The organism is bacterium (assembly GCA_026708015.1).
GTDB lineage: Bacteria > Actinomycetota > Acidimicrobiia > Acidimicrobiales > Bin134 > Poriferisocius.
Map to the genome: position 1 here is coordinate 175,128 of JAPOVT010000056.1, position 14,220 is coordinate 189,347.

At 64.1% G+C, this 14,220-nt stretch carries 14 protein-coding genes; 4 read left to right on the forward strand and 10 right to left on the reverse strand.

The features are described from left to right. Window positions 1-75 precede the first annotated feature (75 nt). Window positions 76-1,695, forward strand: a complete 1,620-nt coding sequence (locus OXG30_14620) for an acyl-CoA synthetase (protein MCY4136121.1) — start codon at window positions 76-78, stop codon at window positions 1,693-1,695. A gap of 30 nt (window positions 1,696-1,725) precedes the next feature. After that, a complete protein-coding gene (locus OXG30_14625; protein MCY4136122.1) occupies window positions 1,726-1,866 on the forward strand; it encodes a hypothetical protein in 141 nt (46 codons plus the stop codon). On the opposite strand, the gene OXG30_14630 is transcribed toward OXG30_14625, so the two are convergent. Continuing rightward, the gene (locus OXG30_14630) at window positions 1,867-3,225 is read right to left on the reverse strand and encodes a mycothione reductase (protein MCY4136123.1); all 1,359 of its coding nucleotides are present in this window, start codon (window positions 3,223-3,225) and stop codon (window positions 1,867-1,869) included. After that, on the reverse strand, window positions 3,225-4,115 hold the full coding sequence (locus tag OXG30_14635; protein ID MCY4136124.1) for an SDR family NAD(P)-dependent oxidoreductase: 891 nt from the start codon (window positions 4,113-4,115) through the stop codon (window positions 3,225-3,227). Before OXG30_14635 ends, OXG30_14630 begins: the two co-directional genes overlap by 1 nt. Window positions 4,116-4,191: 76 nt before the next feature. Between OXG30_14635 and OXG30_14640 the strand changes: the two genes are divergently transcribed. Further along, complete coding sequence (locus tag OXG30_14640) at window positions 4,192-5,232, forward strand: D-2-hydroxyacid dehydrogenase (GenBank protein ID MCY4136125.1); 1,041 nt, start codon at window positions 4,192-4,194, stop codon at window positions 5,230-5,232. 11 nt (window positions 5,233-5,243) lie between these two features. On the opposite strand, the gene OXG30_14645 is transcribed toward OXG30_14640, so the two are convergent. The 3 genes from OXG30_14645 to OXG30_14655 form a co-directional block, all read right to left on the reverse strand. Continuing rightward, window positions 5,244-5,405, reverse strand: coding sequence for a hypothetical protein (locus OXG30_14645; protein MCY4136126.1), 162 nt, complete (start codon window positions 5,403-5,405; stop codon window positions 5,244-5,246). A 143-nt stretch (window positions 5,406-5,548) separates the two neighbouring features. Next, window positions 5,549-6,658, reverse strand: a complete 1,110-nt coding sequence (locus OXG30_14650) for an acyl-CoA/acyl-ACP dehydrogenase (protein MCY4136127.1) — start codon at window positions 6,656-6,658, stop codon at window positions 5,549-5,551. Window positions 6,659-6,675: 17 nt separating this feature from the next. Further along, entirely contained in the window at window positions 6,676-7,863 is a 1,188-nt protein-coding gene (locus tag OXG30_14655) for an acyl-CoA dehydrogenase family protein (protein ID MCY4136128.1), read from the reverse strand. A 72-nt stretch (window positions 7,864-7,935) separates the two neighbouring features. Here OXG30_14655 and coaE point away from each other — a divergent pair, with 72 nt between their 5' ends. Continuing rightward, entirely contained in the window at window positions 7,936-8,589 is a 654-nt protein-coding gene (gene coaE, locus OXG30_14660) for a dephospho-CoA kinase (GenBank protein ID MCY4136129.1), read from the forward strand. A 37-nt stretch (window positions 8,590-8,626) separates the two neighbouring features. Here the strand turns inward: coaE and OXG30_14665 are convergent, their stop codons facing one another. From OXG30_14665 to OXG30_14685, 5 genes are read right to left on the reverse strand one after another with little or no spacing between them, the layout of a single operon-like run. Further along, complete coding sequence (locus tag OXG30_14665) at window positions 8,627-9,838, reverse strand: ABC transporter permease (protein MCY4136130.1); 1,212 nt, start codon at window positions 9,836-9,838, stop codon at window positions 8,627-8,629. A 33-nt stretch (window positions 9,839-9,871) separates the two neighbouring features. Then, window positions 9,872-10,567: an ABC transporter ATP-binding protein gene (locus OXG30_14670; protein MCY4136131.1), complete on the reverse strand. Its 696-nt coding sequence runs from the start codon at window positions 10,565-10,567 to the stop codon at window positions 9,872-9,874. Window positions 10,568-10,595: 28 nt separating this feature from the next. Continuing rightward, window positions 10,596-12,524 (reverse strand): hypothetical protein, encoded by a 1,929-nt coding sequence (locus OXG30_14675; protein MCY4136132.1) that lies wholly within the window; start codon window positions 12,522-12,524, stop codon window positions 10,596-10,598. Continuing rightward, on the reverse strand, window positions 12,521-13,360 hold the full coding sequence (locus tag OXG30_14680) for an amidohydrolase family protein (GenBank protein MCY4136133.1): 840 nt from the start codon (window positions 13,358-13,360) through the stop codon (window positions 12,521-12,523). Before OXG30_14680 ends, OXG30_14675 begins: the two co-directional genes overlap by 4 nt. 2 nt (window positions 13,361-13,362) lie before the next feature. After that, on the reverse strand, window positions 13,363-14,163 hold the full coding sequence (locus OXG30_14685; GenBank protein MCY4136134.1) for a crotonase/enoyl-CoA hydratase family protein: 801 nt from the start codon (window positions 14,161-14,163) through the stop codon (window positions 13,363-13,365). Window positions 14,164-14,220: the final 57 nt, after the last annotated feature.

The window sequence follows — 14,220 nt, forward strand, 5'->3', positions numbered from 1 at the left end:
TGTGACGTTTCTAGTCGCTGAGCCTCAAGGCAAGCTTGTGATCATTGATATCAGGGACGAGTAGTCTCACTCCCCGTGCCCTTGAATCTGGCTACGGCCTGGGAGGCGGCTGCGGAAGTGGTGCCGGATGCCGATGCGGTGGTGTGTCATCCGGTCAGCAGAACGTGGCGGAAGTTTGAGGATCGCGCTGCTCGGCTCGCTGGCGCGCTGGAGGGATTCGGCATAGGCGCGGGCGACAACGTTGGGCTCTACCTCTACAACGGCAACCCCTACAGCGAGGTCACCTTTGCCGCGTTCAAGGCCCGGGCCGCCCCATGCAATGTGAACTATCGCTATCTGGCCGGCGAGTTGCAGCACCTGCTGGAAGATGCCGACGCCAAGGCGATGTTCTTCTCCCCGGAGTTGGCCGATCGGGTGGACGAGGTCCGTGAGCACTTGCCGCTGCTTCGAGCAGCTATTCAAGTGGGCGATCCTGGCGACCCCGTGCCCGACTGGGCGGTGGATTACGAGGTCCTCATCGCCGAGCATGATCCGGCACCTCCCATCGACCGCAGCCCTGACGACCTGTGGATCCTCTACACCGGCGGCACCACCGGCAAACCCAAAGGGGTCATTTGGCCCCACAGCTCGTTGATCGGTGCCATGGCCGGACCGTTTCGGGCGCTGACGCTGCCCCTCCCGGAGACAATCGAGTTGGTGAAGTCCAACATCGCGGCCATCTACGACAGCAACCGAGTCACCCGACAGTTGGCGGCATCACCGCTCATGCACGGAACGGGCAGCATCGTTGCGCTGGCTACATTCACTCAGGGCGGGGCGGTGATCACCATGCCGGAGCGCAGCTTCGACGCCGACGCCTTGTGGCGATGCGTTGAAAGGGACCGGGCGACCGTGCTGACCATCGTGGGTGACGCCTTTGGCCGACCCATGGCCGAAGCCTTGGATGCCGCGGCAGTTCGAGGCGAGCCCTACGACCTGTCGTCGGTGTTCATGATCATGTCCTCCGGGGTGATCTGGAGCCAGCCCGCCAAAGAGGCCTTACTGGTACACAAAGACATGAAGCTGGTGGACTCCCTGGGATCCAGTGAGGGCACCGGCACCGGCATGAGGATCAGCGACCGCAAGGGCGGCTCGGCCACCGCCCGATTCACGTTGGGGGAGAACGCCGCGGTGTTTGACGAGGACGGTCAGCCAGTGGAGCCCGGCTCGGGGCAGCAGGGCATGGTGGCCGTGGGCGGCCCCATCCCCATCGGCTACTACAAGGACCCCAAGAAGACGGCGGCCACATTCCGCACCATCGGCGGGCGGCGCTGGTCGGTGCCCGGCGATTGGGCCACCGTGGAAGCCGACGGCACCATAACCCTGCTGGGCCGGGGTTCGGCGTGCATAAACAGCGCGGGAGAGAAGATCTACCCCGAAGAGGTGGAAGAAGCGGTCAAGGCCCATCCCGCGGTGGCCGACTGCCTGGTGGTAGGGGTGCCCGACCCCAAATGGGGCGAGGCGGTAACCGCAGTGGTGCAGATGGCCAGCGAAGCCACCGACGAGGAGATCATTGCCGATGCCCGCAGCCGTCTGGCCGCCTACAAGCTCCCCAAGTCACTCATTCGCAGCGATGCCGTCAAGCGGGGGGCCAACGGCAAGCCCGACTACCAGTGGGCCAAAAAGTTCGCCCTCGAGTCCTTGGGCGTCGATTGATTTTTTCCGCAACTCTGAAAACATAGAGCCATGAGCATCAAAGTGACTGCGCTACCGGCGGCATTGGGAGCCACGGTGGAGGGGCTCGACGCCGATCACGGGCGCATTCATCGGGTCACCATCTACGACCCCTCTGGCGCTGGCCCAGTAGTGACCGCGCCCGCAGCCTAGCTAAAGCTCCAACAGGGCCTGTTCCACCACCTCGGTCAACGCGGGGTGGATGTAGAGCTGGCCTCGAGCCATCTCGTCCACGGTGAGGCCGAACTGGAATCCCTGGATGAGCTGTTGGATGAGGGTGGGGGCTTGGGGGCCGATGATGTGGGCGCCCAGCAGTCGCCGGGTCTCGGGATCGGCCAGCACTTTGGCGAAGCTGGTGGTGTCCTCCATGGCCCAGCCATAGGCTGTGTCGCTGTAGGGCCGAACGGCCTTCAGATAAGGTCGCCTCTCGGCCCGCAGGGCCTGCTCGGTGGCCCCGACCGCGGCCACCTGGGGATAGGCGAACACCGCGTGGGGAATACCGGAGTGATCGGGCGCCCGCAGGTCGTCGGGATGGGAGATGTTGTGGGCCACCGCCCGGGTGTCCTCGTTGGCAGTGTGCTTGAGCTGGGCCGCATGGCAGATGTCGCCCAGCGCCCACACCCCCTCAACACCGGTGCGCAAGAACTCGTCGGTCACCACATAGCCGGCGTCGTCCAGTTCGATTCCAGAGCGGGTCACGCCGAGCTGCTTGCCGTTGGGTACTCGGCCAGTGGCCAGCAACAGCACATCGCCGATCACGTTCCGAGCCTCTGTGTGAACGGTGACCTGCGACCCACTCTGGGACACCCTGGTGATGGGAGAGCCGAGGGTGCAGTCCATGCGCTGGGACACGATTTCGGTGAACGCGGCCGACACGTCCTCGTCTTCGGCCCGCAACAACCGGTCTGAGCGGTTCACGATGGACACCGACACCCCCATGGCGTCGAACACGTGACCCAGTTCAGCGGCGATGTAGCCCCCGCCCAGGATCACCAGCCGCTCGGGCAGCGACTCCAGGCGCATAACTGTGTCGGAGGTGTGGCAGGGCACATCGTCGAGACCAGAGATCGGGGGGATGAACGGCCGGGCCCCGGCAGCCAGCACGATGTGGTCGCCGGTGAGCTGGTGCCCGCTCACCTCCAGCACTTTGTGGCCGACAAAGCGGGCGTCGCCGTTGAACACGGTCACGTTGTCGAGGCTGTGGCGGTAGTCCTCCCCGCCCTGGGCGATTGGGTCTATGCGCCCGAACACCCGGCCCACGATCTCCGGCCAGCGCACTCCGTCCAGCGAGCTGTCCACCCCCAAGTGCCCGGTATGGCCGGACTGGTGGGCCATGTCGGCGGCGTACACAAACATCTTGGAGGGTATGCAGCCCCGGTTGAGGCAGGTTCCGCCGAATGTGTCCCGTTCGATCAGCGCCACTCGCCAGTCGTCGAAATCCGGGGTCAGCACGCTATTACCCGATCCGGTGCCCACCACCACCAGGTCGAATTGCTCGGGTGATTGAGACATCAGCCGCCCTGAGGAGGCCCTTTGGCGGTTTGGTCTTCGTCGATGAGCTGGCCCCGGAAGCTGGGGTTGCGACCCAACTGAATGTCCTCATGGCGGTTCATGATGGCCGGGGCGTACACGTAGTCGGTCCAGATGTAGAACTGGTTGTCGAGCACGGCCTGATACACCAACTCGGCTACCTCCGGCGGCTTCACAGCGTCTTCATAGATAGCCATCATCATCTGGATCCGCTCCTCGTCTTCGGGGGTGGGATCGGGCGGGATGATCGGTGAGCGCAGTGTTTCAGGGCGATTGCGCTCGGAATTGATGATGTTGGTGGTCACCAATCCTGGGCACAGCACTGACACGCCGACGGTCGAGCCGCTCTCCTGAAGTTCGTGGTAGAGCGTCTCGGAAATGGTCACCACCGCATGCTTGGATGCGTTGTAGGGGCCGATGTTGGGATACGACGTGTGGCCGGCGACTGAGCCGGTGTTCACGATGTGGCCGTCTCCATGCTCCATGATGTGGGGCAGGAACACCCGGATTCCGTGGATAACCCCCCACAAGTTCACTCCGAGAATCCACTGCCAATCGGCAGTGGTCAGGGTGTGTATCAACCCGCCGGAGCCGACTCCGGCGTTATTGCACACCACGTTGACCTGTCCGAACCGGGAGAAGGCCGCTTCGGCAAGATCGTTCATGTCCTGCTCCGAGCTCACGTCGGTGAGCACGCCCACCGCGTCCACTCCGGCGTCGTTCAACTCAGCGACCGCGGCGTCCATAGCCGGGCCTTCCACGTCGGCGATCATGATGCTGGCCCCGGCCGCGCCGAATCGGTCGGCCATGGCCCGGCCCATGCCGCTGGCCCCGCCGGTGATGACTGCTGCCTTGCCCTGAAGAGTGTCCATGAGCCGACGCTACTGCTTGCCTGGTGGCCGAGCCGATGTCGGCGGCGATGAAACCAGGGCTACTAGGGTTCCCGCCGTGAGCAAGGTCAACGCGGTTGTGATGTACCCGCTGGCGATGGAAGAGTCGGGGCTCGACGACCTTCACCGTCGGTTCCCAGGGGTTCAGTTCCACAACATCCCCTATTTCGAGCCCCACGGGCTGAGGGATGCCAAGGCCAAGGGCCGGGTCACCGAAGTGCTATTGGCCACGGCGCCGTCCCTGACTGAGGCCGAGAAGGAGACCATTGCGGCAGCCGATGTGCTGATGGCCCTCGACCTGCCCCCGGGGATCAGGGATTGGGCATCCCAACTGAGGTGGGTGCAGGCCATCGGGGCGGGGACCGGCCAACTGGAGCCGGCCAAATTGAAGGCCAAGGGCATTGTGTTGACCAACGCAGCCGGAGTGGCCTCAGCCCCAATCGCCGAGTTCGCCGTCGGACGCCTGCTAGAGGTGTGGAAGGACATCCGGGTGCTGGAGCGCCAGCAGAAGGACCATCACTGGCAAATGCACCAGGGCTTGTTGATGAAGGGGAAGACCATCGGCATCGTTGGCTTGGGGGCCATCGGCCGAGACGTGGCCCGTCGGGCCAAGGCCTTCGAGACCACCGTGCTGGGCAACCGCCGTTCGGCGCAAGCCGGCGACACCGACCCCGATGTGGATGAGCTGTACGGCCTCGACGGTCTTGATGAGATGCTGGTCCGCTGCGACGCGGTGGTGTTGTCTGCCCCGCAGACCCCTGAGACAGTTGACTTGTTCGACGCCGAACGCTTCGGGCGGCTCAAGCCAGGGGTAGTGCTGGTGAATGTGGGCCGGGGGTCGATCATCGACGAGGCCGCGCTGGTAGACGCGTTGAAGTCGGGACAGGTAGGCGCCGCAGTGCTGGACGTGACCCGAGAGGAGCCACTCCCCGCGGACAGCCCGCTGTGGGATGCGCCCAACATGTACCTGTCGCCCCATTGCTCCACCGCCCGAGAGGGCTACAACGAAGCCCTGATGGAATTGTTCTGCGACAACCTGGAGCGCTTTCTGGCCAACGAGCCGCTCCGCAACGTGGTAGACCCCGACCGGGGCTACTAGACAAGGAATGCCTACCCCACAGAGGATGACGAAACCATGCCGTCAGACGCCTGCAACGCCGCGGTCGCGGCCATAAGGGAGCAGTAGCCCGCCTGCGCGGCTCCCATCTCGCCATGGACCGGTTTGGCGTTCTCGGGCGACTCAATGACCGAGCGGGCTGAGCGCGATCCCATGCTGTATCGGCTCCGTGGAGTTTCGCCCCTGGCAAGACATGATGCACGTTTGGCACTTGCTTGCCGGCCTCGCCCCCGAAGCAGAAGAGGCATCGCCGAGCTGGCTGCCTACATTTCCGAGCGGACGTAGCCGTCCCGCCCGATCAGCTGGCGGCTAAGCGCGCCCCCAAGGTGCGCAGCTGCTGGGTGCCGGCGCCCAGGGAGCATTCAATGTGCTTGTTCCACAGGGTGTAGCGGTGGAGGGGGTAGTCGATGCTCACCCCCATGCCACCGTGGACGTGTTGGGTGGCGTGGGCCACGTCGTGGGCCCAATGGGATGCGTACCACTTGGCAATGGGCAGCCGCATCGACGCGTCGTTTCCCTCGGCCAGGTCGTACAGCGTGGCGTAAGTACACAGCCGAACCGCCTCGACGTGCATGAACTGGTCGGCCAGGCGCTGGGTGACCGCTTGAAAGGTGGCCACCGGGCGGCCGAATTGCTCACGCTCGGAGGTGTAGTCGGCGGCTAGGCGCAGCGCCTGATCAACCACACCCACCTGGGTGGCGCACAACAGGGCCACCGCATGATCGGCCAGCCACGCCACCGCTGCCTCGTCGGACGGACCCAAGGGCTCGCACTGGGCCCCGTAGAAGCTCACCTGGTGAACGGGCTGGAGCCGGGTGGACTTGCCCTCCACCATGGTCACCGCTGAGTCGGCCAAGTCCACGAGGAAAAGCCCCGTGCCGCTGATGATGCCGTTGTCGGAGCCATCGTCGAGTCCCGCCACTACCACGATCTTGGAGGATTCGGCGGCGAACTCGACCACCTCCTTGCAGCCCACCAATCTTCCATCCACCACCCGGGCCGTCGGGCTGGTGATGTCGTCGTTCAGGTATTCCTGAATGCCGAGAGTCAACAGGTTCGACCCGTCGGTGCAGCCGGGCAATTCCTGCCGGCGCTGCTCGTCGGAGCCGAAGGCGTCCACTGCCAGGGCAGCCAGCATTCCGCTCCACAACGGCAGCGGGGCCACATGGCGCCCCTGGGCCTCGAGCACCTGGCCGACGGCGATCAGATCCAGACCGCCGCCGCCCACGTCCTCACCCAGGCCGATGCCCACCAGACCCGCGGCGGCCAGCTCGGCGTAGAGGTCCCGATCGAACCACTCGTCGGCGGCCTCGGTCTCCATGAGCCGCTCCATGTCGAGGCGGTCGCCCATGATCCGGTTGGCCAGGTCGGCTACCGCCTGCTGTCCTTCATTGAGGGTGAAGTCCATTGCCTTGCCGCCTACTGCTACTTGCGGCGCTTCTCGCGGGGCAGGCCGAGGCCGGCCATGCCGATGATGTCTCGCTGGATCTCGTTGGTGCCGCCGCCGAAGGTCAGAACCCAACAGCCCCGATAGGACTCCTCCATTCGGTGGGAGAAATCGGCGTGGGGTGAGCCCTTCTTCAGGTGCCCGGTGGCCCCCACCACCTCAGTCAACCCGGAATAGATGAGATGCATCGACTCCGAGCCCCACACCTTGATGGTGGATGCCAGCGCCGGGTTCAGGTTGGTGCCCACGGTGGACTCGTAGGCCACTTTCCAGTTCAACAGGTCCAAGAACTCCACCCGGGCCCGGCACTCGGCCAGCTTGACCTGTACCCACTCCTGGTCGATAACCCGGCGGCCGTCGGGCAGCTTGGCTTCTTTGGCCCATTTGACTCCCTGGTTCACCAGATTGGCGATGCCCCCGGAGGCGCACAGCGACACCCGCTCGTGGTTGAGCTGGTTGGTGATGAGGCCCCAGCCTCCGTTCACCTCGCCCACCCGCAGCCAGTCGGGCACCCGCACGTTGTCGTAGAAGGTGGCCGTGGTGTGGCTGTTGCCCATGGTGACGAACGGCTGGATATCGAAGCCGGGGTCGTCGGCGGGCACCAAGAACATGGTGATGCCCTTGTGGGCGGGAGCATCGGGGTCGGTGCGGGCGGCCAGCCAGATGTAGTCGGCGTCATAGGCCAGGCTGGTGAACATCTTCTGGCCGTTGACGACCCACTCGTCACCGTCGCGTACCGCCTTGGTCTTGAGGGCGGCCAGGTCGGTGCCCGCGGTGGGCTCGGAATATCCGATAGAGAAGTGCATCTCCCCGGCCAGGATCTTCTTCAAGAAGAAGTCCTTCTGGCGGTCGGTGCCGTAATCCCGAATGGTGGGGCCGACCGTATTGATGGTGAGGAACGGCACCGGCACCTGAGCAGCCCACGACTCGTTGAAGAAGATGTACTGCTCGATGGGGGTGAATCCCTTGCCGCCGTACTCCAGCGGCCAGCCCACTCCCAGCCAACCGTCGCTGCCGATCTGGCGGATCAGGGCCTTGTAGTCCTCGTTGGCTTCGGTCTCGGTGTGGCGGATCTTCTCGCGCACCTCATCGGTCATGAGGTTGGCGAAATACGTCCGCAGCTCCTGTTGAAGCTCTAGCTGGTCATCGGTCAACTCGACGCGCATAGCCCAAGTCTGGCAGTCCCGGCAAGAGCTGGGCTATCCAGGGTTGCCCGCTAGGCCGATAGCCTCTCGGCAATGTTGGTCGTGGGGCTCACCGGAGGGATCGGGGCAGGGAAGTCCACCGCGGCGGCCCGGTTTGCCGAGCTGGGGGCGGCGGTGATCGACGTGGATGCCATTGGGCGAGAGGTGCTGGCCCCCGGAGGGCGGGCCGAGCGGGGAGTGATCGACGCCTTCGGACCCGGAATCACCGACGACAACGGCAATATCGACCGGTCGAGAGTAGCCGCCGAAGTATTCGGGCGTCCCGACCGGTTGACTGCTCTGGAGGCCATCAGCCATCCGGCCATCAACGCCGAATTGGAAATCCAGCTTTGGGGTTTGGCCGATGGGGGAGACGTGCAGGTGGTGATTCTCGACATGGCGGTGCTGACCGAGAGTCGACTCGGTCAGTTGGAGTCGGGGAGGGGCTACACCAAGGTTGTGGTGGTGGAGGCCCCTGAAGCAGTGCGCTTGCCCCGGCTGGTCGAGCGGGGACTCACCGAAGAGCAGGCCCGAGCCCGCATGGCCAGCCAGACCACCGACGCCCAGCGTCGGGCGATAGCCGACCATGTGATCGTGAACGATGGCACTCCGGAAGAGTTCGCCGTGGCCGTCGATCAGATTTGGGCCGAGCTGACTGGCGAGCAGATCAAGCCGATCAAGAACGGGGGATTGCGGCCCAGAGACTAGGACGCTCGACTTTCGGCCAAAGAACGGGTCAGGGAATCTATGCCGCGGGACGGACGGCTTCGGCTGGGTCCATTCGAGATGCCCTCCATGAGGGGTACATGCCGGCCACTAGCCCCACTCCGACGGTCACGGCCAGCCCGATGGTGATGAATGAGAACTCGATGGTGAAGGGCCAGTCCAGCACCTGGGTGGCCACGGCCACCACCGCCAAGCCGAGCACGATGCCCATCAGGCCGCCGAAGAGGGTCAACAACACCGACTCGATGAGGAATTGGGCCGCGATGTGGGTCTTCTTGGCTCCCAATGCCCGGCGCACTCCTATCTCGCCCCGGCGCTCCAGCACCGAGATCAGCATGATGTTGCCTACCCCGATGGCGCCCACCACGATTATCACCACCACCAGCAGGCTGAGTAGGGATTCAAAGTTCTCGCTGATGATTTCTCGGGCTTCCAGGTTCAGCGATGACACAGCCACCTCGCCGGGGGCTTCGGGATTGGCCTGTCGGGGGAGCAGCTCCCGGACTTGTTCGATCACATCCAGGTCGGCCTGCACCCAAATGCGCTCGGGATTGGCGTCGGCATCGTAGAGCTTCTCGGCCACGGAGAAGCCAATAAGCGCGGCTCGGTTCAAGGTCAGACCCTGGCTGATGGTGAAGGGTTCGAGCACTCCGATCACCGCGAACTCGTGTCCGGAGATGTGGACGGTGGGGTTGGCGTAGAGCCCATCGAAGCCCAATACCCCAGCTGTATCGGAGCCCAGCACCACGGTGGGCACATGCACGGTGGCGGCATCGTGGAATCGGCCGGCGGCCACCCCGCCTCGCAATGGGATGAGCAGGTCCAAGTCGGCCTCTTCTACCGCGAACAACCGAATGCCCCCCGTTTCCACTTCGGGAATGAGATCGGTCTTGCGGAGGGTTGCCGGCACACGGCGGATGGAGGCCACCACTTCGACTAGATCTCGCATGTGGGTGTCGATAGCCGCGGCTGCATCAGGCAGTAGTTCAGGGTCTCCGGCAAAGGAGGTTCCCGGGGTCAGCTCCAGCACGTCGATGCCTTGTTCCAGAAGATCGCGTTGCGCGTCGGCCTCCCCCGAATTGATGATGCCCACCAAAGCGATCAGCGATGCCACTCCGATTGCGATGCCGATGGCAGCCATGGCAGTGCGGCCTTTGCGGGTTCGCAGTCCAAGGGTGCCCAACGAGACGGCGTCGCGGCACCTCAGCCGACTGCGGGATCTATCCGTCATGATGCCGCGTTTTGCTGGTTGCCGGGGTCCATATCAGCCGTCTGCCGAGTCGCGGCTGATGAGGCCGTCGAGGATGGCCACTGAGCGGGGCATGCGGTCCGCCAGCTCTCGGTCATGGGTGATGATCACGATGGTCGAGCCCGCCCGGTTGAGTTCCAAGAAGAGCTCCACGATCTCCTCCGTGGTCTGGGAGTCGAGGTTCCCAGTGGGCTCGTCGGCCAGCACGATTGCCGGGTCACCCAACAGCGCTCGGGCGATGGCCACTCGCTGGCGTTCGCCGCCCGAGAGCTTTCCTGGTCGTTGGTTTATTCGGTGGCCAAGCCCGACACGATTCAGTACTTCCCGGGCCATCTGCCGCCGCCATCGGAGGCTGAGACCTTGATACAGGTTCCCGGTGGCCACGTTGTCCAGTGCGGTGAGCCCTTCCAGCAAGTGAAATTGCTGGAACACGAACCCGATGCGGTGGCCCCGCACCCCGGCCACCGCCCGATCTGACAAGTTCGAGAGTGTTTGTCCGTCTACGATCACCTCGCCAGAGGTGGGATGGTCCAGGGCTCCCATGATGTTCAACATGGTGCTCTTGCCCGATCCAGATGGCCCTACCACGGCCACCAACTCGCCGGCCCCAATCGTGAGGTTTACGCCGTCGAGAGCCCGCACCGGGGGAGAACCGGGGTAGTGCTTCACCACTTGGTGCAGCTCCAGCACCTTTCTGGGCTGTGTCAACATCCGAACGCCCCTCTTGGGCTTGAGGCGACTAGGGAATTCGCACCCGGTCGCCCACCTGGAGGTCCCCGTCGGTGATCTCGACGAAAGCATCCACGAAAGTGCCCACCTGCACCGGGACCAAGGTGGTGGAATCGTCGTGTACCACCTCGACGGAGAACCCTCCGTCCACCGTGGCGATCAGCGCCGAGGCGGGGACCACGAGGGCGTTGGGGGTCACCTCTTTGGTGATGGTCCAATCCACCGGAGCGGCGTCGAACCGGGATGATGCCTCACCGTCCAGCAGGACGATGATGACCTCGATGGTGGGATCTCCGGGGGCACCAGTCTGGGAGTTGACCAGTCGAGTAGCTACTCGGGCTACCTCTACTACCGCTCCGGGGGCAATGCGGCCGTCGGGCAGCTCCACCTCCACCCGGTCCAACCGATTGACGATCTCGGCATCGGCGGGATCGAGATTGCTGACGATCTCCTGGTGCTGGCCGGTGATGCTGAAGGCAGCCGCTTGCGCAGAGATCGTCTGGCCTTCACTCACATTCACCGATGAGATGCGGATGGGTTCTTCGATGAACACCACAAAGCCCATTTCGATGGTGCCGGTCTCCTCGACTCCCAAGCGGTTTTGCCACTCTTCCACCACATCTTCGGTGACTCGAGTGAATTCCTCGTCGATCGTCATGTCCTCATAGCCGGAAATTCTCATGTCGGCCATGGCTTGCTCTAGCTGCTCCACGTCGGGGCCGTCTTCCATGTCGCGCTCAAAACGCCGGTACATGGGGCGCTCGCCCCGCAACAGAATTACCGGGTAGCTGTTCACCTCGAAGAGCACGTCGCCAACGTCGAGCACCTCGCCCTCTTCGGGCAGACGACCGGTGACGATGCCCGCGGTGTTGGTGTGCAGTTGCTCAGGGTCGCCGTAGCCAAGCGTGCCGGAGAACTCTTCAATGTCCACTAGGTCGCGCCGCACGACTTCCGCGGTATTCAGCTCCTCGGTGTCTCGCAGAATGCTGGGACTTATCGTGGGGTTGGGGAGAGATGTCGTGCCTTCCGCCGCCGGCTGAGTAGCTGTGGCGCCCGAGGTGGGAGTTTGCGTACTGGTACCCGACGACTGGGCACCGGCGGTGCTCTGCGCGTTGCCGGAAGCCACTTGGGACGTGGGGGCCGGCTCATCGGTTGGAGGTGGTGCGGCTGCCTGATTGGGTTCTGCCCCCCCGAAGACCGGCAGGCACACCCTCAACCCGGCTTGGATCTCCGGGGTCACGCCGTCTCCGCCGCCGTCGCCCTGTCCGGGGAAGCCGGAATTGGGGTACTGGCCAAAGTCGGGGTCGGGGAAGTCATCAATCCCCTGGTCTCGCATGCACTGGGAGAACGCCACCGCATTCTCTTCTCGCTCCACCTGCTGCACGTTGGTGTCCTGTTGGGGCGCGAGAGCAATCAGTTCGCTGAAGACGCTGGCGCATGTCTGGAGGGCCGGGGCCAAACCGGGTTGGGTGAAGCTAACTCCGGCCTCTTGCATGGCTCTGAGGAATGAAGCCTGATCGACGATCTGCGAGCTGTCGATATCGGGGAAGTCGGGGAATCCCTCCTCACGGATGCAGCGGGAGAAGTCCACGAATGCCTCATCGCGCAAGCGCAGAAGCTCTTCTTCAGACAGCTCGCCTTCGGTGTCGGCCTGGGCGGGCACCAGTGTTTCAGACTCCTGATCTTGGTCCGGCTCCGCCGGGGGATTGGCGATCTGCTCATTGTCCGGGTCTGGTACGGGATCTGGCTCGGCCGGGGGATTGGCGATGCGGTCCAGGGCTTCGAATAGGCCGTCGGGCAGCACCTCGCTGAGGTCGGTCGTCACTACATTGTCGGTTTCGCTGCCCGGGGCGGTCCCGCAGGCGGCTGCTGTCAAGGCGACGGCCAGCAGGGCGCCGGCTATCAACCTCTGGTGTCGAATCCGTTTCGAGTGCTTCATTTTGAGTCCAGTCCAAATAAGCGGCGGGCGTTGCCTCCTGCTATCGCAACCTTGTCCTCGTCGGACAGGTCAGATTCCAGAAGCTGGCCCAAGATATGGCTGATGCGTTGGCCCAAGGGCCAGGAGTAGAGATCGGTTCCGTACACATAGCGGTGAGCGCCATGCTGGCGCACATGGTTGGCAATGAAGTCGAAATTGTACGAAAGACTGCAATCAAACACCAGATTGGGGCAGGTGGCGGCCAGATGGCCGCAGTGCTTGGTGCCCTCGTGGGTGGAGTATCCGTCCAGCACCAACATGGTGAGATTCGGGTGGCGGGAGGCCAGTTGCCCCACCTTCCACAGCGACTCCTCCGCGGTTTCGTCCAATGCGTGGACCACCGGGAGTAGGCCCAACTCGCCCATGGCCCCCACGTAGGTGGTCACCCAGTGGTTGTCGATGCTCACCCCTTGGAAACGGGTGTGAAAGCTCATGCCCACGAGGTTCAGCGGCCCGGCAGCTCGCTCCAATTCCCCGAGGCTGACCTCGCCGTCGCGGGGCTCCACGATGCCGATGGCCACCGGGAAGCGGTCGGGAGTGGCGTCTCGGTAGGCGGCTATGTTGTCGTTCACCGCCTGAGTGTCGGCATGGCCGTTGGGCCGCAGATAGCCGTGGCCGGGGATGACTGCGGCCTGGTCAATGCCGCCGGCATCCATGATTTCGATTCGCTTGGACAGTTCCAAGGCGGCATAGGCATCGGGATCGGGCGCCTGCTCAGGTGGTAGGCCCAGCGCCCCCGAGGCATCGCCCACATGATGGTGGACGTCGAAGACCGATATTCCCGACGAGCTGCCCACCGTTATCTCCGCTTGAAATTCGGCTTTCGCTTCTGGCTGAAGGCCAGCGGACCTTCTTTGGCGTCGTCGCTCTGGAATACCTTCCAGCCGTATTCGAACTCGTGGGCTAGGGCCTCTTCCTCGGTCATGCCATCGGTCTCATGCAGGGTGCGCAAAATGGCCTCCACCGCCAGCGGCCCGTTCTCGCAGATGGTTGCGGCGATTTCCTTGGCCTTGTCCAAGGCCTGGCCATCGGGCACCACATGGCCGACCAAGCCGATGTCCTTGGCTTCGGCTGCGGTGATGTGCTTTCCGGTAAGCAAAATCTCAGCGGCGACGGTGTAGGGGATCTGGCGGCGCAAGCGCACTGCGGAGCCGCCCATGGGGTAGAGCGACCAGCGGGCCTCGGACACTCCGAACCGGGCGCTCTCCCCGGCTACCCGGATGTCCATGGCCTGGAGGATTTCGGTGCCCCCGGCGATGGCCACCCCCTCTACCGCGGCGATGATCGGCTTGGTAGGCCGGTAGCTGCGCAGCAATGCCTTCCAGTGGAGCTCGGGATCAGCCGCCTGGCGGGCGGCCACGTCGATCTCGGGGTCGGCGTTGCCCGCATCGCCGCTCATGGCCTTGAGGTCGGCGCCCGAGCTGAAGTTCCCCCCGGCGCCGGTCACAATGATGCAGCGGATGTCGTCGTTGTTGTCCGCCTCGTAGTAGGCGTCCAACATCCGCACCATCATCGCCCCCGACAAGGCGTTGTAGCGCTCAGGACGGTTCATGGTGATGATGATTGATTGACCGTCTCGTTCCACGATGGCGTCGGGCACCGGCTGGTCTCCTTTGTACGAGGCCGCCAATCTGGCAGCCCCCGAAAACTAGTGGGC